This is a genomic window from Pseudomonas sp. AN-B15 (assembly GCF_019056475.1).
GTDB classification, from domain to species: Bacteria; Pseudomonadota; Gammaproteobacteria; order Pseudomonadales; family Pseudomonadaceae; genus Aquipseudomonas; species Aquipseudomonas parakoreensis.
This window is the reverse complement of record NZ_CP049737.1, coordinates 5882944-5903873: the sequence shown is the minus strand read 5'-3', so window position 1 is coordinate 5903873 and position 20930 is coordinate 5882944. Positions and strand designations below refer to the sequence as shown.

Below are 20930 nucleotides of genomic sequence, written 5' to 3'. Positions count from 1 at the left end.
GCAGAAAACAGCGGGCTTTGAGCAGTACGACCCGGACACTGGCAAATATTGCTGGCCGACGTACGGCACTTTTTGGCGCTCGGGCTAGTCTTAGCGTGGATCGCGGTGACGGACGTCACTTCACCTGTCTACGCTATCCTTGTGCGAGACTCACGCAGGAATCCAGCGCAATATGAATGTCCTGATCGTTGATGACGAACCACTGGCTCGCGAGCGCCTCAGCCGAATGGTGAGCGAGCTCGAGGGTTATACAGTTCTGGAGCCCAGCGCCACGAATGGCGAAGAGGCGTTGGCGCTGATCGACAGCCACAAGCCGGATATCGTGCTGCTCGATATCCGCATGCCGGGCCTCGATGGCCTGCAGGTGGCTGCCCGTCTGTGCGAGCGTGAAACGCCGCCGGCCGTGGTGTTTTGCACCAGCCCCGATGAATTTGCCGTGGAAGCCCTGCAGGCCAGCGCCGTGGGCTATGTGGTGAAACCCGTGCGAACCGAACATCTGCATGACGCCCTGAAGCGGGCTGAACGTCCCAACCGGGCGCAACTTTCGGCCCTGACTCGGCCTGCCGCCGAAAGCGGCAACGGCCCGCGCAGTCATATCAGCGCCCGAACCCGAAAAGGCATCGAACTGATCCCGCTGGATCAGGTGGTCTATTTCATTGCTGATCACAAGTACGTGACCCTGCGCCATGAAAGTGGCGAGGTGCTGCTGGACGAGCCGCTCAAGGCCCTCGAAGACGAATTCGGCGAGCGTTTCGTGCGCATCCACCGTAACGCGCTGGTCGCCCGCGACCGTATCGAGCGTCTGCAACGCACGCCGCTGGGGCATTTCCAGCTATTTCTCAAAGGCCTCAATGGTGATGCGCTGATCGTCAGCCGGCGGCATGTGGCCGGTGTGCGCAAGATGATGCAGGGCCTCTGATCCGGCCTTCGCGCGCGGTTGCACTTTTCTTCTGCCGGGCATTGCAGGCCAGGGAGGCCACGCCGTTTCTGATTCAAGTCAAAGTGGACTTGGCTGAGCTGTTATTATCCGCCGTATCTATTCAGTACGGATTGATCCATGTCCTCTCGCGAAATCCGCATCGCCACCCGTAAAAGTGCGCTGGCCCTCTGGCAGGCCGAATACGTCAAAGCCCGTCTGGAGGAGGCCCATCCGGGTCTGCTGGTGACGCTGGTGCCCATGGTCAGTCGCGGCGACAAGCTGCTCGACTCACCGCTGTCGAAAATCGGCGGCAAGGGGCTGTTCGTCAAGGAACTGGAAACCGCGCTGCTGGAAAACGAAGCCGACATCGCCGTGCATTCGATGAAAGACGTGCCGATGGACTTCCCTGAAGGCCTGGGGCTGTTCTGCATCTGCGAACGTGAAGATCCGCGTGATGCTTTCGTTTCCAATACCTATCAAAGCCTGGATGCGCTGCCTGCCGGCGCTGTCGTCGGTACCTCCAGCCTGCGACGTCAGGCGCAACTGTTGACCCGTCGCCCGGATCTGGAAATCCGCTTCCTGCGCGGCAACGTCAACACCCGTCTGGCCAAGCTCGATGCCGGCGAGTACGACGCGATCATTCTCGCGGCAGCCGGCCTGATTCGTCTCGGTTTCGAAGACCGCATCACCTCGGCGATCAGCGTCGACGACAGTCTGCCGGCCGGTGGCCAGGGCGCGGTCGGCATCGAATGTCGTAGCGCCGATACGCAAATCCACGTCTTGCTCGCACCGCTGCATCATGCCGATACCGCTTCGCGCGTGACCGCTGAACGTGCTCTGAACAAACATCTGAATGGCGGCTGCCAAGTGCCGATCGCCTGCTACGCCGTGCTTGAAGGTGAGCAGCTGTGGCTGCGTGGCCTGGTGGGCGAGCCGAGCGGCGGCAAGCTGCTCAGCGCCGAAGAGCGTGCGCCGCGTGCCAATGCCGAAGCGTTGGGCGTGCAGGTCGCTGAAGCCTTGCTCAGTCAGGGTGCCGACGAGATTCTCAAAGCGGTGTATGGCGAGGCAGGTCACGAGTGACTGCCTGGCGCCTGCTGCTGACGCGTCCTGCGGATGACTGCGCGGCGCTGGCCGGGGTGTTGGCCGCAGAAGGTTTTTTCAGCAGTTGCCTGCCGCTTCTGGACATCGTGCCGCTGCCGGTCTCTGACAAGATACGTCGGGCACTGGCGCAGCTTTCGGGTTGCAGCGCGGTCATCGTGGTCAGCAAACCGGCGGCGCGGATTGCGCTTGATCTGCTGGACGCTCATGGGCCTGGGTCGTTGTCGATGCCGTGGTTCAGCGTCGGCGCGGCGACCGCGCAGATTCTTCGCGATCACGGTCTCGACGTGCACTTTCCCGCCGACGGCGATGACAGCGAAGCTCTGCTGCAATTGCCGCGTCTGCGCGAAGCGGTCAGCGGGGCCGACGCGCAGGTGCTGATCCTGCGCGGGGAGGGCGGTCGCGAGTTGCTCGCCGAGCGCCTGCGTGCGCTAGGTGCTAGTGTCGAGTATCTGGAGTTATACAGGCGTGACCTGCCAGCCTATGCCCCGGATGAACTGCCACGACGGATCGAAGCGGAACGCTTGAACGGGCTGGTGGTCAGCAGTGGACAGGGTTTCGAGCACCTGTGCCAACTGGCCGGCGCTGCCTGGCCGGCGATTGCGCAGTTGCCGTTGTTTGTGCCAAGCCCAAGGGTCGCCGAGCTGGCACGTGCCGCCGGGGCCCAAACAGTTGTGGATTGCCGTGGCGCGAGTGCTGCGGCTTTGCTGACGGCGTTACGGGAGCATCCCGTGCCCGTTCTCTAATGCAAAGGATGGATACGTGAGCGAAACAGCCTTGCCTAAAGATGATGTCCAGCCTGTGATCGATGCCCAGGTTGAAACGCCACCGCCGGCCCAAGCGCCGCGCCGAGGCAACGGCCTGGCCATTGTCGCCCTGTTGCTCGGCGCTGCCGGCGTGGCGATCGGTGGCTGGGGTGTCTGGCAGGTGCGTCACCTGCAGACCAACACTGCGCAGCAGTCCGGCCAGGTGCAGGCGTTGAACGATCAGGCGCAGAGCCTCAAGCTCAACGAACAGCGCCTGACCGAGCGCCTCGCGCAACTGCCCGGTGCCGATGAACTCGCCGAGCGCCAACGTCTGGTGACGCAACTGCAGGGTGATCAGCAGCGCCTCAACCAGCGTCTGGAAACCGTCCTCGGTGCCAGCCGCAAGGACTGGCGTCTGGCCGAGGCCGAGCATCTGCTGCGACTGGCCAGCCTGCGTCTTTCGGCCTTGCAGGACATCAGCAGCGCGCAGGCGCTGGTGCAGGGCGCTGACGAAATTCTCCGTGAGCAGAATGATCCGGGATCGTTCGCCGCCCGCGAGCAAGTGGCGAAAACCCTCGTCGCGCTGCGCAGCACCGAACAGCCGGATCGCACCGGCCTGTTTCTGCGCATTGGTGCCTTGCGTGACCAGGTCATCGAACTGACCGAACTGGCCCCGGAGTACAAGGATCGTGGCGAGTCACTGCTGGGCCTGACCGCTGACGGCGATGGTGCCAGTCGCTGGGCGCAGTGGTGGGATCAGGTGTCGCGTTACATCCGCATCGATTTCAATGCCGACAAGAACGTGAAGCCACTGCTGGCCGGGCAAAGCCTGAGTCAGGTGCGTCTGGCCCTGAGCCTCGCGCTGGAGCAGGCGCAATGGGCGGCGCTCAATGGCCAGGCGCCCGTCTACACCCAGGCGCTGACCGAAGCGCGGGACGTGCTCAAGGGCAATTTCAACCCGGACAATCCGCAGAGCAAAACCATGCTCGAACAGGTTGCCGAGCTGAGCCAGCAACCGGTCACCGTCAAGACGCCGGACCTGACCGGCACATTGAGCGCGGTGCAGGCTTATCTGGAGCGGCGTAACGTCAACGCTGAAGAGTCGGTCAAACCGTTCGCCAAACCTGCCGCCAGCACCGCGCAGGAGACCACGCCATGAAACGCCTGTATGTGATCGTGTTTCTGGTGATTGCGGCGACAGCGGCACTGGGCCTGGCGATTGCCGAGCACTCCGGTTACGTGCTGATCGCCTACAAGAGCTTCCGTTATGAATCGAGCCTGTGGGCGACGCTGGCACTGATCGCCGTGTTGTGGCTGCTGATTTGGGGCATCAAAGCCCTGATCGAGCTGGTCATGGCCTCCAGTGGTGTGGTCAACCCGTGGTCGCGACGTAATCGCAGCCGGCGGGTGCAGGTGGCCATCGAACACGGGCAACTGGATCTGGCCGAAGGTCGCTGGGCCAGCGCGCAACGTCATCTGTCTCGCGCCGCCGAGGCCGAGCGCCAGCCGTTGTTGTATTACCTCGGCGCGGCACGCGCGGCCAACGAGCAAGGCAAGTACGAGGAGTGCGATCAGTTGCTTGAGCGTGCGCTGGAGCGCCAGCCGCAGGCCGAACTGGCGATTGCCTTGAGTCATGCGCAATTGCAGACCGATCGCGGTGATACCGACGGCGCCCTGGTGACCCTGCAAGCGATGCACGAGCGGCATCCGCATAACGTGCAGACTTTGCGGCAGTTGCAGCGTCTGCATCAGCAGCGCGGCGACTGGTCGGCGGTGATTCGCCTGTTGCCGGAACTGCGCAAGGACAAGGCTCTGCCGCCAGCCGAACTGGCTGAACTGGAAAGGCGAGCCTGGGGTAACAACCTGTCGCTGGCGGCGCATCGTGACGAGGACGGCAAGGTTGGTCTGCAGTCGCTCACCCGTGCCTGGGAGCAATTGACGTCCGCGCAGCGCCAAGAGCCGGCACTGGTGCTGGCATACGCCGAGCAACTGCGTCAGCTGGGTGCACAGGTTGAAGCGGAAGAAGTCCTGCGCAGCGCCCTCAAGCGCAAGTACGACAGCCATCTTGCACGGCTGTATGGCCTGGTCCGCGGCAGTGATCCGGCGCGTCAGTTGCAGACCGCCGAAGGCTGGCTCAAAGAGCATCCGGCCGATCCGAGCCTGTTGCTGACCCTCGGTCGTCTCTGTCTGCAAACCAGTTTATGGGGCAAGGCACGGGATTACCTGGAAAGCAGTCTGCGGCTGCAGCGCAATCCGGAGGCCTGTGCAGAGCTGGCGCGTCTGCTCGCGCAACTGGGTGACACCGAGCGCAGTAACCAGTTGTTCCAGGAAGGTCTCGGATTGCTGGATGAGCGCCTGCTGGCCGCGCCGTTGCCAGTGCCGGTTCACGCCTGATATCGCGAGGGAGCATGCTCCCTCGTGAACGTTCAGTGAGCGAATAATTACCTCCGGCGGGCGTCTTGGGCGATGTCCTACAGCGGACTACGCCTATTCCTCTCGCGTCTGTCGGGTTTTCCCTACACTTCTGGTGAACTGTCGCCAGAGCTCCGCCTTGAAAGGCTGACAAGCTTTCCTCTACCGTAACTGCCTGTCTCCATTGCTACGGAAAAGCCATGTCGTTGGCCTGTTCACGCTCCTTGTTATTCACGGCTTTCACTGCAGGGGCTATGGCCCTGGGAGCTTCCTATTATCTCGAGTATGCGGTCGGGCTGACGCCCTGCAGCCTGTGCCTGGCGCAAAGATTCTTCATGGCGGTGCTGACGTTGTGTTGCGGGGTGGCGGCAGTCCATGGACCACGGCGTTTCGGCCTGTCGCTGTACTGGGGCGCTGCGCTTGGCCTGAGCCTGGGCGGGACGACGGCAGCCTGGCGACAGGTGTTGTTGCAGAGTGACCCGCTGGTGCAGATGACGAGATGCGCGCCAGATTCCGAAGCGTTGTTCAGCAATCTGCCATGGTTGTGTGCCACGGTGCGGATGCTCAGAGGGGATGGTGATTGCGCAGAAATTTCCTGGACACTGTTCGATTTGAGTATCCCCGAGTGGAGCCTGCTGTTCTTTGTGGCAATGTTCATCCTGTCTGTGTACCAATTGCTGAGGCTGGTCTGGAGCGCTCTGCAGCGCTCCCCCAGCGGCGAAGCGTCGCACCGCGCGCTGGTCAGGGATTAAACACTTGTATGAACTTTATCTCCTGCGTACCTTGAAGCCACAGGCGTGCGGGCATAATCTGGCCCGCACGTGTCATTGGATTTATGTTGCTCGATGACGCTCTGCCCGGTTCGCCTCCAAGCGATAACAGCCAGAAAAGGGGCGCGGGTGTAGAGCAGCATGACCCACAAGGGAAGAGAGATCGCCATGCTCGAAAGTTGTCAGAATGCTCAGGAACGCTGGGGTGGAGTTCATCTGCTGATCGACCGCTGGTTGCAAGAGCGTGAAGAACTGATCGGTGCCTACGACAAGCTGGGCGACAAGCCGCAGGCTCTGTCCGAGAACCGTAAACCCTTGCTGGAATTCTGCGGTGTGCTTGTCGATTATGTCTCGGCCGGGCACTTCGAGATCTACGAACAACTGACCGGTGAAGCCAAGGCGTTCAACGACAAGCGCGGCCTCGAACTCGCCGAAACCCTTTACCCGCGTATTGACGTCATCACCGAAAAACTCCTCGCGTTCAACGACCTTTGCGATGCGGGCAAATGCGTCGCCGAGAAGTTCAAGGAGCTGGGTGGCCTGCTGCACGAGCGCTTCGAGCTGGAAGACTGTCTGATTGAAGTGCTGCACACGGCACACAAGGAAGAAGATACCGCTCAGGCCTGATTGATTTTCTCAGGCACAAAAAAACGCGATGCGCCGAAAGCGCATCGCGTTTTTTTATGCCCGTGAATCGGCGTGAATTAGCTCGTTGCACCGCGCAATTCGATCTCAAACACCAGCGGTGTGAACGGCGCGATCAGATCACCCGCACCATCGGCCCCGTAGGCCTGATCCGATGGAATCACCAGTCGCCACTTGGCACCTACCGGCATGTTCTGCAGTGCGGTACGCCAGCCGGCAATCACACTGTCGAGGCTGAACCATTGCGGCTGAGTGTTCTGGTCGAACACCGTGCCATCCGGTAATCGACCGACGTACAGCACCTGCACTTTTCCATCGGGCCCGGCCTTGGCACCAGTGCCTGGGGTCAGCTCGGTCAGGAGAATGCCGTCGGCCAATTCTTTCACCCCCGGTTTGGCTTTTTCGGCGGTGAGAAAACGTTGTTCGTTTTCCATCGCGGCATCGCTTGAAGGCAGCGTTGAGTGTTCGGCGTTTTGCGATTCGTGATCGGCGAGGATCTGCTCGATCCGTGCTTCGCTCAGTGCCAATGGCTTGCCTTGATAGGCCTGCTGCAATCCGTCGACCAACGCCTGAATCTGCAATTGCGGGACCTCTTGGCGCAAGCGCTCACCGAGGCTGGCGCCGAGGCTGTAGGCCAGATCGTGAGCATCGTTCGCGGTGGTTTTTTCGTCGGCGTGGGCGGCAGAAAAAATCATCCAGAGGGATAAAACAAGGTAGCGCGACATGGGCACACTCCGTCCTGAGATGCGGGCGATTATGCCAGCGCGAACGTCTGCAACGGTGAACTGCTTTTGTCTTTGTGCAGAACATTTTCGCTTCGTTGCAACGCAACGGTTTCGTTACTGTCAAGATGACCTAGCGGCGGTAACTGCAGAGGTCTAGTATGAGCCGCACTCACGTCAGCCAGGAGGTAAACCATGTCGGCCACCAAGAAGCCTGTAAACACTCCGTTGCACTTACTCCAACAACTCTCGGGCAGCCTGCTCGAGCATTTGGAAAACGCTTGCTCCCAAGCCTTGGCTGATGCTGAAAAACTGCTCGCCAAACTGGAAAAGCAACGCGGCAAGGCGCAAGAAAAGCTGCACAAATCCCGCACCAAATTGCAGGACGCAGCCGCTGCCGGTAAAGCCAAGGCGCAGAACAAGGCCAAGGCTGCGGTCAAAGAACTCGAAGATCTGCTCGATGCGCTGAAGAATCGCCAGTCCGACACTCGCAGCTACATTCTGCAACTCAAGCGAGACGCCCAGGAAAGCCTGAAACTGGCCCAGGGTGTCGGTCGTGTGCAAGAAGCCGCCGGCAAAGCGTTGACCTCTCGCGCAGCAAAACCTGCAGCAGTGCCTGCGAAGAAAGCAGCCGCGAAACCTGCGGCGGCGAAAGCGCCGGCGAAAACTGCTGCAGCCAAACCAGCGGCAAAACCAGCGGCAAAACCCGCGGCCAAGGCACCGGCTAAAACCGCCGCCAAACCTGCTGCCAAAACCGCAGTGAAAAAACCGGCCGCAGCGAGCGCTGCGAAACCGGCTGCTCGTACTGCCGCTGCCAAACCTGCAGCGACAAAACCGGCTGCCAAGCCAGCGGCAAAACCTGCTGCGCGCAAAGCCGCTCCGGTAAAAACCGCTGCTGCTAAACCAGCTGCCAAAGTCGCGGTAAAACCGGCTGCCAAGCCTGTCGCGAAAACAGCCGCTGCAAAACCGGTCGCGGCAAAACCAGCTGCCAAGGTTGCTGCCAAACCAGTGGCCAAGCCTGCTGCTAAAACCGCGGCCAAACCAGCGACCAAACCTGCAGCAGCAAAACCTGCGACCGCTGCGGCCAAGCCTGCTGCCAAACCAGTAGCCGCTAAACCAGCCGCCAAGTCGGTTGCAAAACCCGCCGCGAAAAAACCGGCCGCTGCCAAACCCGCTGCCGCCAAACCGGCGACTGCACCGGCTGCCAAGCCAGCTGCTCCAGCGCCAGCCGCGGCACCTGCTCCAGCCGCTTCCACCTCGACCACCTCGACTGCGCCAACGCCAGCCGCTGCGTCGAGCGTCAGCAGTAACCCGACCAGCGCTTCCTAAGTGCCGGTTGCCGCGACGCGCAGCACTTGCAGCGCGTCGCGGTTCGGGCTGGCGGTTGCCCCCGCAAGACTCTCCAGCCATTGTCCCGACGCTGAGGCGTCATCGCGAGGCCAGTGCTGAGCGACCTGTTCCAGCTGCCACAGCAGATGTCGTTCGGCTTCCAGCTCCAGCGCTTTCATTTGTTCTCGCAGACCCTTGAGTACCGGATCATCTTCGGCCAGGGTTTTCCATTGAGTGCGCAGCGCACGCAGTGGCTGCACCACCTCCCGATCCCAAGGCCCCACCAGTTTTTTCAGCTGCTCTACGCGCTGTTCGTCACAGGCCGCGCCACGTTGCTCAAGCCACAAACTACAGAGCAGCAGGCAGACGTTGGCCCCCGCCGTTTGCAGTTGCAGGCAGGCAGGTTCCACGCCCGGTCGGGCGTAGGTGGCAAGGGAAAAGCTCCACAGGTCAGAGGACATCGTGCTACTCGCGCCAGTTGTGAGCGAAGCTGGTAGACTCCGCCGCCATTATGATCCGACTTCAGAACCTGACTTTACAGCGTGGCCCGCAACGTCTGCTAGAAGACGCCGAGCTGACCCTGCACGCCGGCCACAAAGCCGGCCTCATCGGTGCCAACGGCGCCGGCAAATCCAGCCTGTTTGCCTTGCTGCGCGGCGAGTTGCACCCGGACTCGGGCGATTGCCTGCTGCCGGCCGACTGGCGCATCGCGCACATGCGCCAGGAGGTCGACACCCTCGAGCGTCTGGCGGTCGACTATGTGCTCGATGGCGACCTGCGTCTACGTGAGGTGCAGCGTGACCTCGCCGTCGCCGAAGCGGCCCACGATGGCACGGCGCTGGCCCGCCTGCACGCCGAACTCGACAGCGCCGACGGCTATACCGCCGACGCTCGCGCCCGCAAACTGTTGGCCGGCCTCGGGTTCACCAATGAGCAGATGGACCGTCAGGTAGGCGATTTCTCCGGTGGCTGGCGGATGCGTCTGAACCTGGCGCAGGCCCTGATGTGTCCGTCGGATTTGCTGCTGCTCGACGAACCGACCAACCACCTGGATCTCGATGCGATCATCTGGCTCGAAGAATGGCTGAAAAGTTACCCGGGGACCTTGCTGCTGATTTCCCACGACCGCGACTTCCTCGATGAAGTGGTCGATCACGTGGCCCACGTCGATCAGCGCAAACTGACCCTGTACCGGGGCGGCTATACCGCATTCGAACGTGCCCGTGCCGAGCGTCTGGCCCAGCAGCAACAGGCGTACGAGAAGCAGCAGGCGCAACGTGCGCACATGGAAAGCTACATCGCCCGCTTCAAGGCCCAGGCCACCAAGGCCCGTCAGGCGCAGAGCCGGATCAAGGCGCTGGAACGCATGGAAGAGCTGTCGGCAGCCCACGTCGATTCGCCGTTCGACTTCGTCTTTCGTGAATCGACCAAAATCTCCAGCCCGCTGATCGACCTGTCCGATGCGCGTCTGGGTTACGGCGAAAAAACCATCCTGGAGAAGGTCAAGCTGCAACTGACCCCGGGTGCGCGGATCGGTCTGCTCGGGCCGAACGGTGCCGGTAAGTCGACCCTGATCAAGAACCTCGCCGGCGAGCTCGAACCGCTGGCCGGGCGCCTGACACGCGGCGAGAACACCGTGGTCGGCTACTTCGCCCAGCATCAGCTCGACTCGCTGGATGCCAAGGCCAGCCCGTTGCTGCACCTGCAGCGTCTGGCGCCGACCGAACGCGAGCAGACCCTGCGCGACTTCCTTGGCGGTTTCGACTTCCGTGGCGCGCGTATCGACGAGCCCGTACTGAATTTCTCCGGTGGCGAAAAAGCGCGTCTGGCCCTGGCGTTGATCGCCTGGGAGCGGCCGAACCTGTTGCTGCTCGACGAACCGACCAACCACCTCGACCTGGAAATGCGCCTGGCGCTGACCATGGCGCTGCAGGAATTCAGCGGCGCGGTACTGGTGGTGTCTCACGATCGGCACTTGCTCAAGAGCACCACCGACAACTTCTACCTCGTCGCTGACGGCAAGGTCGAAGAGTTCGATGGCGACCTTGAAGATTACGCGCGCTGGCTGGTGGAATACCGCCAGCGCAACGCTCCGGTCAGCAACACGCCGGTTAACCCGGACAAAACCGACAAGAAGGCCCAGCGCCAGGCCGCCGCTGCATTGCGTCAGCAACTGGCGCCGCACAAGCGCGAAGCCGACAAGCTCGAAGCCGAGCTCGGCAAACTGCACGAGAAACTCGCCAAGGTTGACGCCAGCCTCGGTGACAGCGACATCTACGAGCCGGCGCGCAAGAACGAGTTGCGTGATCTGCTGGCCGAGCAGGCCAAGCTGAAAGTGCGCGAAGCCGAGCTGGAAGAAGCCTGGATGGAGGCGCTCGAGACGCTGGAAAGCATGCAGGCGGAGCTGGAGGCGCTGTCCTGATGGACGCGTTCAAGTGGCCATTGCCGGCGGTGTGGGTCGAGCCGATCTGGCTCGGCGTGCAGATTCTGCTGATCCTGCTGGCCGGCTATCTGACCCAGCGTTTCGTTGCCAAAGGCCTGACCCGTCTGGGTGAGCGCTACCCGTTTCCGCCGCAGTTGCTGATGCCGCTGCGCGGCGGTCTGCGCTGGCTGATCATGGGCAGTGCGCTGATCTTTGTGCTGGAGCGCCTCGGCGTGTCGGCCACGGTGTTGTGGACGGCGCTGTCGGGTTTCGTCGCAGTGGCGGCGGTGGCGTTCTTCGCGATGTGGAGTGTGCTGTCGAACCTGCTCTGCGCGATCCTGATCTTCACCGTCGGCCCGTTCCGCCTCGGCGATGTGGTGGAGCTGGTCGACACCACTGACAAACCCGGGGTCAAAGGCCGGGTGGTGGCGATCAATCTGCTTTACACCACGTTGATCGAGGCAGAGGAGCTCGGGACGGGCAGCGCCATGGTACAAGTGCCGAACAGCCTGTTCTTCCAGCGCTCGGTGCGACGTTGGCGCGGCAGCGATGTGTTTCCGTCCAGCGGGTTCGAGAAGTAGTTTTTCCAGACACGATCAAAAGATCGTATTTCAATGCAGGAGCTGCCGCAGGCTGCGATCTTTTGCTTTTAGGCCCAAACCGCATTAGCTTTGACGTCTGTCACGATTCAAAGTCGAGGTGTGCGATGGAGCTTCAAACATGGCTGGCATTCTTTGCCGCCTGCTGGGTGATCAGTCTGTCCCCGGGTGCTGGCGCCATTGCGTCGATGTCCAGCGGCCTGCAATACGGTTTCTGGCGCGGTTACTGGAACGCGCTGGGCCTGCAAGTCGGCCTGGCGGTACAGATTGCGATTGTCGGCGCTGGGGTCGGCGCGATCCTCACTGCTTCGGCCACCGCTTTCTATGCGATCAAATGGTTCGGTGTGGCCTATCTGGTCTATCTGGCGGTCAAGCAATGGCGTGCGCTGCCCATGGACATGAGCGATGACGCAGCAGTCCGGCCGATCGGCAAACCGCTGGCGCTGGTGTTTCGCGGCTTCCTGGTCAACATCAGTAACCCCAAGGCGCTGGTGTTTATGCTGGCGGTGCTGCCGCAGTTCATCAATCCCCATGCACCGCTGCTGATGCAGTACCTGGTGATCGGCGTGACCATGATCTGCGTGGATCTGGTTGTCATGGCTGGCTACACGGGTTTGGCGTCCAAGGTGCTGCGTCTGTTGCGCACGCCGAAGCAGCAGAAACGCATGAATCGCACGTTTGCCGGGCTGTTCATTGGTGCGGCGGCGTTTATGGCGACGTTGCGTAAAGCGGCGGTCTAAGAGCCCCGGCAATAAAAAAGGCGACCTCTTGAGGTCGCCTTTTTCGTCTCTGACGATACATCTGGGTTACATCCAACTGTGGTGAGGGAGCTTTTGTGGTGAGGGGATTTATCCCCGATGGGCTGCGTAGCAGCCCCTTCTTTCAAGATCAAGAGGGGCTCGCTTCGCGAGCCATCGGGGATGAATCCCCTCACTACAGAGTTGTTCACTCAGCCGGTCAGTGCAAAATCACCGGCGCGGTATCACGCGGCAGATTGTTGCGCTGCTGCGCCTCGCGCGGCTGCTCGTAACCGCCGCCACCGAGCTGCATGCTCAGTTGCCCGGCGACGTCTTCGCCCAGGGCTTTCGACACTTCACGCACCACCCGCGGGCGGTTCAGCGAGATCTTGATGTCGCGGCCGTTCACCAGTTTGGTGTCCTGCGCTTCGCCCATCGCCGTGAAGGCCGAAGTGATCTCGTAGGTCTTGGTGTTGATCAGGCTGAAATCCGCCACCAGCGTCAGACCCAGCACTGCCGAATAGCTGTCGGTGTGCGCCAGCTCGTTCATGTCCTGGGTGAAGTCGATGTCGGATACGGTGCCGAACAGCACGTAGTCGGCGCCTTTGAAGCTGCCGGCCTTGATCCGCTTGATCACGTCATAGACGTCACCCTTGGACGACGCGGTATACGGCGTGCCCTGCACCAGCTGGAACATCCCGGTGCGCAGGATCTCGCCCTTGATGTCGCCGGTGAATTTACGCAGTTCACCCTGTTCGATGTAGCTGGTGGTCGCTTCCAGCTCGTTGTAGTTCGACGAACCACTGGAGCTGTAGTAACCCTCGCGGTAATTGTTCTGCGCCGAAACGATGTGGATGTACTGCTCCACACGCTCCTGATACGCCAGATCCGTTACCGCGACTTTCGGGGCCGCTTGCACGCTGAACGCGCAAGCCAGGGCCATCATGCCAATCCATGCGCGCATCAATTAACGCTCCGTGGTTTTGCGGATCTCTTTTTCGTCCATCCACTCGGCCAGACCGCTTTCGACGTCGATCAGTTGCAGGCTGAATTTGTAGAAAACGTCCTTGTAGTCGCTGCTGCGCTTGACGATCGAGCTGATCGAGCCTTCCAGACGGTACTTGGCGGCGATCATGTTGCCAGTCTTGGCCACGGTGCTCTTCTTGTACAGACCGCTCTGGTTTTGCAGCTTGAGCTGATCGACCTGGCTCTGCATCGCGGTGTTGTCGCTGGCGAAGCGGGCAGTGCCGGACTTCATCAGTTGAGTCTTGATGCTGGTGGTGATTTCGCGGGTATCGATGTACTCGCTGGTCTTGTTTTTCACGTCGTAGACCTGCACCACCGGGCGGCCCTGCAGAATGCCGGACTGGGCCAGGGAGCGGGTCATCGATTCGGCGATCATCTGCAGGTCGGTCGAACCGAATTCGTTGGTCACGGTTTCAACCGCTTTGGTGTCGCCGTAGCTGATGTTCTTGCTACCCAGGGTCGGCGAGGTGTTGGCGCAACCGGAGGCCAGCAGGGCGAGGACAGCGATCAGGGAAAAGCGTGCAAACATGGGGATGCTCTCTAATACAGGAATAGGTTGGCGGGCTTAAGGCGTCTTGAGTTCGAGACGGAAGTCCACGGCTTTCGGGGTCGGGGCGATGCCCTGGATGAAGCTGGTCTGAGCGCCGTACATCATCTGGCTTTTCCAGACCTCTTCCTCGGCGATCGGGAAACCTTCCGCACCGAGCCAGGCGAAGCGGTAGTAGAACGTCTTGTTGCTGTTGAGGGTGTTGGTCAACTGCACATTGACGGTCATGAAACCGTTCTCGCGGGCGACGCGCATGGCGCCGACCGCGATGTGTTTCTGCGGGCCCATGGCCACGACCTTGCTCGCGGCGCTGCCCGGCTCCGGTGGTGGCGGGGTGGCGCAGCCGCTGGCCAGGACGGCGAGGGCGGCAACGGCGATGAGTTTCAAGCGCATGCAAAGACTCCGTTCTTAAGGTTGTTTGAGGCTGGCGACGTTGGTCGCGCCGGCGCTCGGGATGACGTGGGCGGCGACGCCACCGGCAAATACCTGGTTGCCCACCGCTCGCAGGCTGATCACTTGATAACGCTGATCGACGGTGACCTTGACCAGCGAACCGCCGACGGCGCTCGGCAGGCTGACTTGATGCTCGCCTTTCTTCAAGCGCAGACGTACCACCTGGGTGTTGTCCGGCAGGGTGCGCCACGTACGGGTATCGGCACCTTCCAGCACGGCTGAAGAGATACCCACGGCCAGACCGGCCAGCGGATTGGTTTCGTTGATCTTCTTCTGTGCCACGCCTTTGGTGATTGCGCGCACGGTGGTGCGCACAATGATCCCCGGCATGTCATCGCGCAGGGCGCGGCGGGACATGGCGGTGGTGCTGTTGAGGGCCGTCAGGTTGACTTGCTGGCCATCGACACCGATCTGCGCAAGCGGTGCGGTGGAGGTGTCCGGCTTGATGATCGGGAACGACAGTGGAGTGATCACCACATTGTTGGAGATCGGCAATGGCAGCGGCACGCGGATCGAATCGCGCGAAGGTGCCAGACCGCTTTGCACCACGATCAGGATGTCGCTGTCGTCGGATTTGCTCGGCTTGTCGAGGTTGACCAGCGCCTGCTCCAGCAGCGGGGTGTTCGGGCGCAGTTCGGCCGCCTTGCGGTAGCCCGGTGCAGCCAGGTCTTTCTCGCCCAGGGCTTCGTAGACGAAACCGGCCAGGTAATGGCTGAACGCACTCTGGTAGCTGTTTTTCAGGCTGACCACTTCCGGCGCGTCGAGGCTGGCGACCGGGTAGCCTTGCAGATCCTTGTACTGAGTCTTGATCCCTTCTTTTTCGGCCTCTTCCTCACTCTTGAGGTATTCCTTGTCGCGCAGGTCGGCGATCACCGCTTCACGTTCGTGGGTTTTCTTGATCGCGGTGCGGGCGCCTTCGAAGTCGTTGACGGCCAGCAGGTTGAGGGCCATCTGCGTGGTCAGCATGACTTTCTCGTAGTCGTAACCTTCGTAGCGACGGACCTTGTCGTTGACGATGAAGCTGCCGAACTGGGCCAGGTATTTGCCGGAGTCGAGCTTGACCGAATCCTCCCACTGACCGACCACCTGGTCGGCGCTGGTCCAGGCGTTCTGGCTGCCGGACAGGTCACCCTTGGCGCGCAGCAACTCACCTTTCTCGAAGTAATAGAGCAGATCTTTGTCGGGGCCGGTGTTGTTCTTTTCCAGCAGGCTCAGCGCGGCGTCGACGTTGCCGGTGGCCAGTTGCTGGTTGGTCTGGGCCAGTTCCGAATCGTAGTTGCGAAACGCCGAACAGCCGGACAGCAGAGTGACAGCGCTGAGCGCGATCAAGGTGGGAGTGCGCAATGCCATGGGGGTACTTCTTCCCTGAGCTAGTAACTGCATCAGCCGCCGGTGCTGGTCGGGCTGGTGTGACCCATCGACAGTGGCGCTGGCCTCCTGCCAATTCCTCATAACCAGAGGAGCTTTTATGCCGCGTCGCTATAGCGAGGGCGCGGCATTATAAGCGGGCGATGCTGGCCATGTAATAGCTTTTTAATCGCACTTGTTAGTTTGGTGCCATTACTTATTTCAGGCTGGATACTCGATTTTCCAGTGAGATGCGGGGCTGAAAAGCGCTGCCGTTGGCGTAAATCTGTCCACCGAGCACGCGCAGGCCGATCATCTGCCGGTGCTGGTCGATACGGATCTTCAGCGGTGCCGCGGTATTCGACAGGCTGACCAGATGCTCGCCTTTTTTCAGGCGCAGGCGCACAACCTGCGTCAGGTCAGGCAGGGTGCGCCAGGTGCGGGTGTCGGCGTGTTCGAAATTGTCCCAGTGGGTCACGTAGGACGCCTTGCTCGGGTTGCGTCGATTGTCCGTGCCTTGAACATCTGCGGCGAGGAATGCCCGATAGGTCGTGCGCTGGATAATCCCGGGCATGTCGTCACGCAGCGTGCGCAAGGACATTTCGGTGATGCTGTTGACCGTGATCAGTTTTTTCTGGCGACCATCGATACTCACTTGGGTAAGCGGCGGGGTTGAGGTGTCCGGCACCATCACTGGAAACGAAATGTTGGCGACGATGACTTGCCCGTCTGCCAGCTTCACCGGGTACGGCACGCGTACTGAACTGCGGGCAGGTGCCAGCCCGCTTTGCACAATGATCAGCACGTCGCTTTCATCGGCCTTGAGTCCGGGGCTGTCGAGGTCGCGCAGTGCCTGTTGAAAAAAGGCTACGTCCGGGCGCAGTTCAATGGCCTGACGATATCCGGGCGCGGCAAGATCCTTTTCACCCAGCGCTTCATAAGTGAAGCCCGCAAGATAGTGGCTGAATGCACTTTGGTAACCGTTTTTCAGGGCAATCACCGCAGGCGATTCGAGCATTACCACCGGGTAGTCCTGCAGATCCCTGTAATGCACACGTGCGCCCTGGGCCTTGGCTGCTTCCTCGATTTTTTCGTATTCCAGCTCCCGTTGCCGAGCGATCAGCGCTTCGCGTTCGTGGGTTTTCTTGATGTCGGCGCGAGCGCCATCGAAGTCATTTAGCGCCAACTGATTGAGGGCCATTTGCGTGGTCAGCATGACCTTTTCATAGTCGTAGCCATCGTAGCGGCGCAGCTTGTCGTTGATGATGCTGCCCCAGTGATCGCCCATTGCAGCAAGCAACTTGTCGCCAGTGGTCTGAATTGTGTCCTGGCGTTCGATAATCATCTGTTCGGCGCTGCGCCAAGTGGTCTGGCTTTGCGCAAAATCGCCGCCGGCACTGAGTACGGCGCCTTTTTCGAAGTAGTAGAGCAGGTCTTTTTCCGGGGCCGGATTGTTCGCTTCGATCACCGACAGGGCACCTTCGATGTTGCCATTTTTGAGCGGCGCGGTGGTCTGTTGCAGCTCCAGATCGTAATTGCGATACGCACCGCAACCGTTCAGTTGCACAACGGTGGCGATCAACAGGGGTAGCAGCAAGCTATGGCGCATGAAGAGGGTTCGTCCTTGAGCGGCGAATGCAATGAGGTGGCGCAGTATAGAGTGCGGTAGTGGCCAAGTGATGCGTCCGTTTTCGCAGGTTCATGGCACCCGTCCCAGGTGGCGTACGTCGACAACGCTTGAGTGAAAAGCGTTCGAAGTGAACAATATGTAACTTCGCATTTCCATTTGAGACTCATTCATGACTGCCGCGTCCCGATTTCTGGCCTGGCTGGTGTTCCCGTTGTGCGCCCTGAGCAGCTTCAACCTGCTGGCCGACACGGTGGAAGGCGCCCCGCAAGCGCTGCACCTGCTCGATTACATCAGCGCCGACTACCCGCCGACGGTCGAAGCGGGCAAGGTCGTCGACGACGGCGAATACCGCGAGCAGCTGGAATTCACCCAAGTGCTGCAAGGACTGATCGGCGGTCTGCCGGCCAAACCGGAGAAGGCTGCGCTGGAGCAGGGCGTCGAGGCTCTGCATGCGGCTATCACGGCAAGGCAGGACGGTGCCGACGTCGCCCGTCAGGCCCGGCAACTGGGGGCGAAACTGGCGGTGGCGTATGAGGTCAGCCAGGCGCCGATCATCACGCCGGATCCGACCCGTGGCGCGCCGCTGTATGCGCAAAACTGCTCGGTTTGTCACGGTGCCAACGGGGCCGGTGACGGTCCGGCAGGTCTCGGCATGGCGCCGCCACCGGCCAACCTGCGCGATGCCGCGCGGATGGATCACCTGAGCCTGTACGCGATCTACAGCACCCTCGGCCAAGGTGTCGAAGGCACCGACATGCCGGCGTTCGCCGATCAACTGGACGACCGTCAGCGCTGGGACCTGGCGACCTACATCGCCGGTTTCAGCGCCGACCCGGCCGCCGCCAAGTCCGACAAGACCTTCAATATCGCTGATCTGGCACGCCAGACGCCGGCCGAAGTACAGGCTGCCGAAGGTGCGCCAGTCGCCGCGACCTTCCGTGCCCAGCGCGCCCAGCCACCGCAGGTCAAACGCGGCCCGGCGCAATTGCTCGACTACACTGCCGCGACGCTGGACAAAAGCCTGGCGGCGTACCGCGCCGGTGATCGTGATCAGGCCTATGACCTGTCGGTGGCGGCGTATCTGGAAGGTTTCGAACTGGTCGAAAGTTCGCTGGATAACGTCGACGCCAACGTACGCAAGGACACCGAAAAATCGCTGATGGCCTACCGTCAGTCGTTGCAGGACGGTCTGCCGGTGGCGCAGGCCGAAGAGCGCCTGGCCGCGGCCAAGGGCAAGCTCAAAGCGTCTGCCGAGCTGCTCGGCAGCGATGGCCTGAGCTGGTCGCTGAGCTACATCTCCGGTCTGCTGATTCTGCTGCGCGAAGGCCTCGAAGCGATTTTGGTGCTGGCGGCGATCCTCGCGTTCCTGCGCAATACCGGCCAGCAATCGGCGGTGCGCAGCGTCAACGTCGGCTGGGGCCTGGCGCTGCTCGCCGGTCTGGGTACCTGGGCGCTGGCGGCGTATGTGATCGACGTCAGCGGCTCGCAGCGTGAACTGCTCGAAGGCGCGACGGCGCTGTTCGCCAGCGTCATGGTGCTGTGGCTCGGTGTGTGGATGCACGACCGGCGCCACGCTGCAGCCTGGCAGGACTACATCAAACAGAGTCTGGTGGGCGGCGGCGGGCGTTTCGGCTTCGCGATCCTCGCGTTTTTCTCGGTGTATCGCGAGTTGTTCGAAGTGATCCTGTTCTACGAAACGCTGTGGCTGCAGGCCGGTCCCGCCGGGCATGATGCGGTGTTGGCCGGTGGTGCGACGGCGCTGGTGCTGCTGATCGGTCTGGCCTGGGTGATCCTGCGTGGCTCGGCGAAACTGCCGCTGGCGCTGTTCTTCAGCATCAACGCCGGTCTGCTCTGCGCGTTGTCGGTGGTGTTCGCCGGGCATGGCGTGAAGGCGTTGCAGGAAGCCGGGATCTTCGGCACACGGCCGGTGGCGTTCTTCGATTTCGACTGGCTGGGGATTCATGCCGACGCTTATTCGCTATCGGCGCAGGCCGTGGCGATTCTGGCGATTGTCGTGTTGTATGGGCGCAGCCGGATGGTTGAGAAGAAGCGGGTGATTGCTTAAGAGCATTCGCTGCGCTCACATTCGCGGGCAAGCCACGCTCCCACAGGTTTAGCGTTAACCTTGTGCGAGCGCGGCTTGCCCGCGATGCTTTTAGAAGAGGAAAAAATGATGCGCGTATGGATCGATGCCGACGCCTGCCCCCGGGCCGCCAAGGAGCTGGTGGTGAAGTTTGCCCTCAAGCGCCGGTTCGAAGTGGTGCTGGTGGCGGGGCAACCGCAGATCAAGCCGGGGCTGGCCATCGTCAAACTGATCGTGGTGCCCAGCGGCCCGGATGCGGCGGACGATTACCTGGTCGAACACGCGGTGCCCGGTGAGCTGGTGATCTGCAGCGATATCCCGCTGGCCGATCGCCTGGTGAAGAAGGGTGTGGCAGCGCTGGACCCGCGCGGCAAGGAGTTCGACGCGCAAAACATGGGCGAGCGCCTGGCCGTGCGCAACCTGTTCACCGACCTGCGTGAGCAGGGTCAGATCAGCGGCGGCCCGGCACCGTTCGGCGAGCGTGAGAAACAGGCGTTTGCCAATGCACTGGACAGGATCCTCACGCGCCTTGCACGTCAGTCCTGATTCAACCGTATTCCTGTGGTGAGGGGATTTATCCCCGATGGCCTGCACAGCAGGCCCAATGCTTCAAGATGCAAAGGGCTGCTGCGCAGCCATCGGGGATAAATCCCCTCACCACGAAAACCCTTCAGAAAGGTCGCATCAAACATCGTTCTCGTGCGTCAGTTCGAGCACCCGGTCGACCAGCTTGTTGATCCCCGAAGCCGCCTCACTGATGTTCTGCGCCAGCATGTAGGCCGGGGTGGTCACCAGTTTGCGCGCCTTGTCTTCGATGATCTCGCTCACCGCACAGTCTTCGTGGGTGGCGCCCATCTTGTTCATCGCGGTGGCGGTATCGGCATCGTTGCCGATGGTGCAGGTCACGCCCGGGCCGTAGATTTTCGCCGCCAGTGCCGGCGAGATGCACATCAGGCCCACCGGTTTGCCCGCTTCGGCAAAGGCTTCAGCCAAGGCCAGCACCTCAGGCTGTACCGTGCAGCCGGCACCTTCGATGGCGAAGTTCGAGAGGTTCTTCGCGGCGCCAAAGCCGCCGGGCACGATCAGCGCGTCGAAGTCTTCGACGTCGGCCTCACGGATGTCCTTGATGTTGCCGCGGGCAATGCGCGCCGATTCCACCAGGACGTTGCGCGTTTCGGGCATTTCTTCACCGGTCAGGTGATTGATCACATGCAATTGCGCGATGTTCGGCGCGAAGCACTGCACCTGCGCGCCGCGTTGATCCAGGCGCAACAGGGTGATGACGCTCTCGTGGATCTCGGCGCCGTCGTACACGCCGCTGCCGGACAGGATCACTGCAACTTTTTTGCTCATGGGTTTCTCTCCAGATTCATGGCGCTAAATGTCCACTAAATTGTCGTACGTTGCCATAGGGGAAAAGGGCGGCTAGACCTAGGATCTGTCCA

21 protein-coding genes are annotated in these 20930 nt (G+C 61.4%); 13 read left to right on the top strand and 8 right to left on the bottom strand.

What is annotated here, in order from left to right:
• Positions 1–172: 172 nt before the first annotated feature.
• The 7 genes from GTQ41_RS26795 (at position 173) to GTQ41_RS26765 (ending at position 6572) form a co-directional block, all read left to right on the top strand.
• Positions 173–919, top strand: a complete 747-nt coding sequence (locus GTQ41_RS26795; protein ID WP_041072003.1) for a LytTR family DNA-binding domain-containing protein — start codon at positions 173–175, stop codon at positions 917–919.
• Between the two features lie 138 nt (positions 920–1057).
• A complete protein-coding gene (gene hemC / locus GTQ41_RS26790) occupies positions 1058–1999 on the top strand; it encodes a hydroxymethylbilane synthase (protein WP_047297254.1) in 942 nt (313 codons plus the stop codon).
• Entirely contained in the window at positions 1996–2763 is a 768-nt protein-coding gene (locus GTQ41_RS26785) for a uroporphyrinogen-III synthase (RefSeq protein WP_047297253.1), read from the top strand. Before hemC ends, GTQ41_RS26785 begins: the two co-directional genes overlap by 4 nt.
• Positions 2764–2779: 16 nt before the next feature.
• Positions 2780–3922, top strand: coding sequence for a uroporphyrinogen-III C-methyltransferase (locus GTQ41_RS26780; protein ID WP_047297252.1), 1143 nt, complete (start codon positions 2780–2782; stop codon positions 3920–3922).
• Positions 3919–5157, top strand: a complete 1239-nt coding sequence (locus GTQ41_RS26775; RefSeq protein ID WP_047297251.1) for a heme biosynthesis protein HemY — start codon at positions 3919–3921, stop codon at positions 5155–5157. The genes GTQ41_RS26780 and GTQ41_RS26775 overlap by 4 nt, the downstream gene beginning before the upstream one ends.
• A 218-nt stretch (positions 5158–5375) precedes the next feature.
• On the top strand, positions 5376–5927 hold the full coding sequence (locus tag GTQ41_RS26770) for a disulfide bond formation protein B (RefSeq protein ID WP_047297250.1): 552 nt from the start codon (positions 5376–5378) through the stop codon (positions 5925–5927).
• A gap of 186 nt (positions 5928–6113) precedes the next feature.
• Positions 6114–6572 (top strand): Rsd/AlgQ family anti-sigma factor, encoded by a 459-nt coding sequence (locus GTQ41_RS26765; protein WP_047297249.1) that lies wholly within the window; start codon positions 6114–6116, stop codon positions 6570–6572.
• Positions 6573–6649: 77 nt separating this feature from the next.
• On the opposite strand, the gene GTQ41_RS26760 is transcribed toward GTQ41_RS26765, so the two are convergent.
• Positions 6650–7315 (bottom strand): FKBP-type peptidyl-prolyl cis-trans isomerase, encoded by a 666-nt coding sequence (locus GTQ41_RS26760; protein ID WP_047297248.1) that lies wholly within the window; start codon positions 7313–7315, stop codon positions 6650–6652.
• 192 nt (positions 7316–7507) lie between these two features.
• On the opposite strand from GTQ41_RS26760, the gene GTQ41_RS26755 reads away from it, so the two are divergent.
• On the top strand, positions 7508–8641 hold the full coding sequence (locus GTQ41_RS26755; protein ID WP_047297247.1) for an AlgP family protein: 1134 nt from the start codon (positions 7508–7510) through the stop codon (positions 8639–8641).
• Here the strand turns inward: GTQ41_RS26755 and GTQ41_RS26750 are convergent.
• Positions 8638–9102 carry a TIGR02444 family protein gene (locus GTQ41_RS26750; RefSeq protein WP_047297246.1) on the bottom strand — a complete coding sequence of 155 codons (465 nt, stop codon included), beginning with the start codon at positions 9100–9102 and terminating at the stop codon, positions 8638–8640. The genes GTQ41_RS26755 and GTQ41_RS26750 overlap by 4 nt on opposite strands.
• A 50-nt stretch (positions 9103–9152) precedes the next feature.
• On the opposite strand from GTQ41_RS26750, the gene GTQ41_RS26745 reads away from it, so the two are divergent.
• The 3 genes from GTQ41_RS26745 (at position 9153) to rhtB (ending at position 12402) form a co-directional block, all read left to right on the top strand.
• Positions 9153–11063, top strand: coding sequence for an ATP-binding cassette domain-containing protein (locus tag GTQ41_RS26745; RefSeq protein WP_047297245.1), 1911 nt, complete (start codon positions 9153–9155; stop codon positions 11061–11063).
• Positions 11063–11644, top strand: a complete 582-nt coding sequence (locus tag GTQ41_RS26740; RefSeq protein WP_047297244.1) for a mechanosensitive ion channel family protein — start codon at positions 11063–11065, stop codon at positions 11642–11644. The genes GTQ41_RS26745 and GTQ41_RS26740 overlap by 1 nt, the downstream gene beginning before the upstream one ends.
• A 125-nt stretch (positions 11645–11769) precedes the next feature.
• Positions 11770–12402 (top strand): homoserine/homoserine lactone efflux protein, encoded by a 633-nt coding sequence (gene rhtB, locus GTQ41_RS26735; RefSeq protein WP_041072021.1) that lies wholly within the window; start codon positions 11770–11772, stop codon positions 12400–12402.
• 217 nt (positions 12403–12619) lie between these two features.
• Here the strand turns inward: rhtB and GTQ41_RS26730 are convergent, their stop codons facing one another.
• From GTQ41_RS26730 to GTQ41_RS26710, 5 genes are all read right to left on the bottom strand, one after another.
• Positions 12620–13363 carry a hypothetical protein gene (locus tag GTQ41_RS26730; protein WP_047297243.1) on the bottom strand — a complete coding sequence of 248 codons (744 nt, stop codon included), beginning with the start codon at positions 13361–13363 and terminating at the stop codon, positions 12620–12622.
• Between the two features lie 3 nt (positions 13364–13366).
• The gene (gene lpoB, locus GTQ41_RS26725) at positions 13367–13954 is read right to left on the bottom strand and encodes a penicillin-binding protein activator LpoB (RefSeq protein WP_003229365.1); all 588 of its coding nucleotides are present in this window, start codon (positions 13952–13954) and stop codon (positions 13367–13369) included.
• 36 nt (positions 13955–13990) lie between these two features.
• A complete protein-coding gene (locus tag GTQ41_RS26720; RefSeq protein WP_047297242.1) occupies positions 13991–14365 on the bottom strand; it encodes a YcfL family protein in 375 nt (124 codons plus the stop codon).
• Between the two features lie 15 nt (positions 14366–14380).
• Complete coding sequence (locus GTQ41_RS26715) at positions 14381–15775, bottom strand: COG3014 family protein (protein WP_047297241.1); 1395 nt, start codon at positions 15773–15775, stop codon at positions 14381–14383.
• Positions 15776–15989: 214 nt separating this feature from the next.
• Positions 15990–17381, bottom strand: coding sequence for a COG3014 family protein (locus tag GTQ41_RS26710; protein WP_047297240.1), 1392 nt, complete (start codon positions 17379–17381; stop codon positions 15990–15992).
• A 190-nt stretch (positions 17382–17571) separates the two neighbouring features.
• Between GTQ41_RS26710 and GTQ41_RS26705 the strand changes: the two genes are divergently transcribed.
• Entirely contained in the window at positions 17572–19467 is a 1896-nt protein-coding gene (locus GTQ41_RS26705; protein ID WP_047297239.1) for an FTR1 family protein, read from the top strand.
• A 108-nt stretch (positions 19468–19575) separates the two neighbouring features.
• Positions 19576–20031 carry a YaiI/YqxD family protein gene (locus tag GTQ41_RS26700; RefSeq protein ID WP_047297238.1) on the top strand — a complete coding sequence of 152 codons (456 nt, stop codon included), beginning with the start codon at positions 19576–19578 and terminating at the stop codon, positions 20029–20031.
• A gap of 138 nt (positions 20032–20169) precedes the next feature.
• Here the strand turns inward: GTQ41_RS26700 and elbB are convergent, their stop codons facing one another.
• A complete protein-coding gene (gene elbB / locus GTQ41_RS26695) occupies positions 20170–20838 on the bottom strand; it encodes an isoprenoid biosynthesis glyoxalase ElbB (RefSeq protein ID WP_047297237.1) in 669 nt (222 codons plus the stop codon).
• Between the last annotated feature and the right edge of the window lie 92 nt (positions 20839–20930).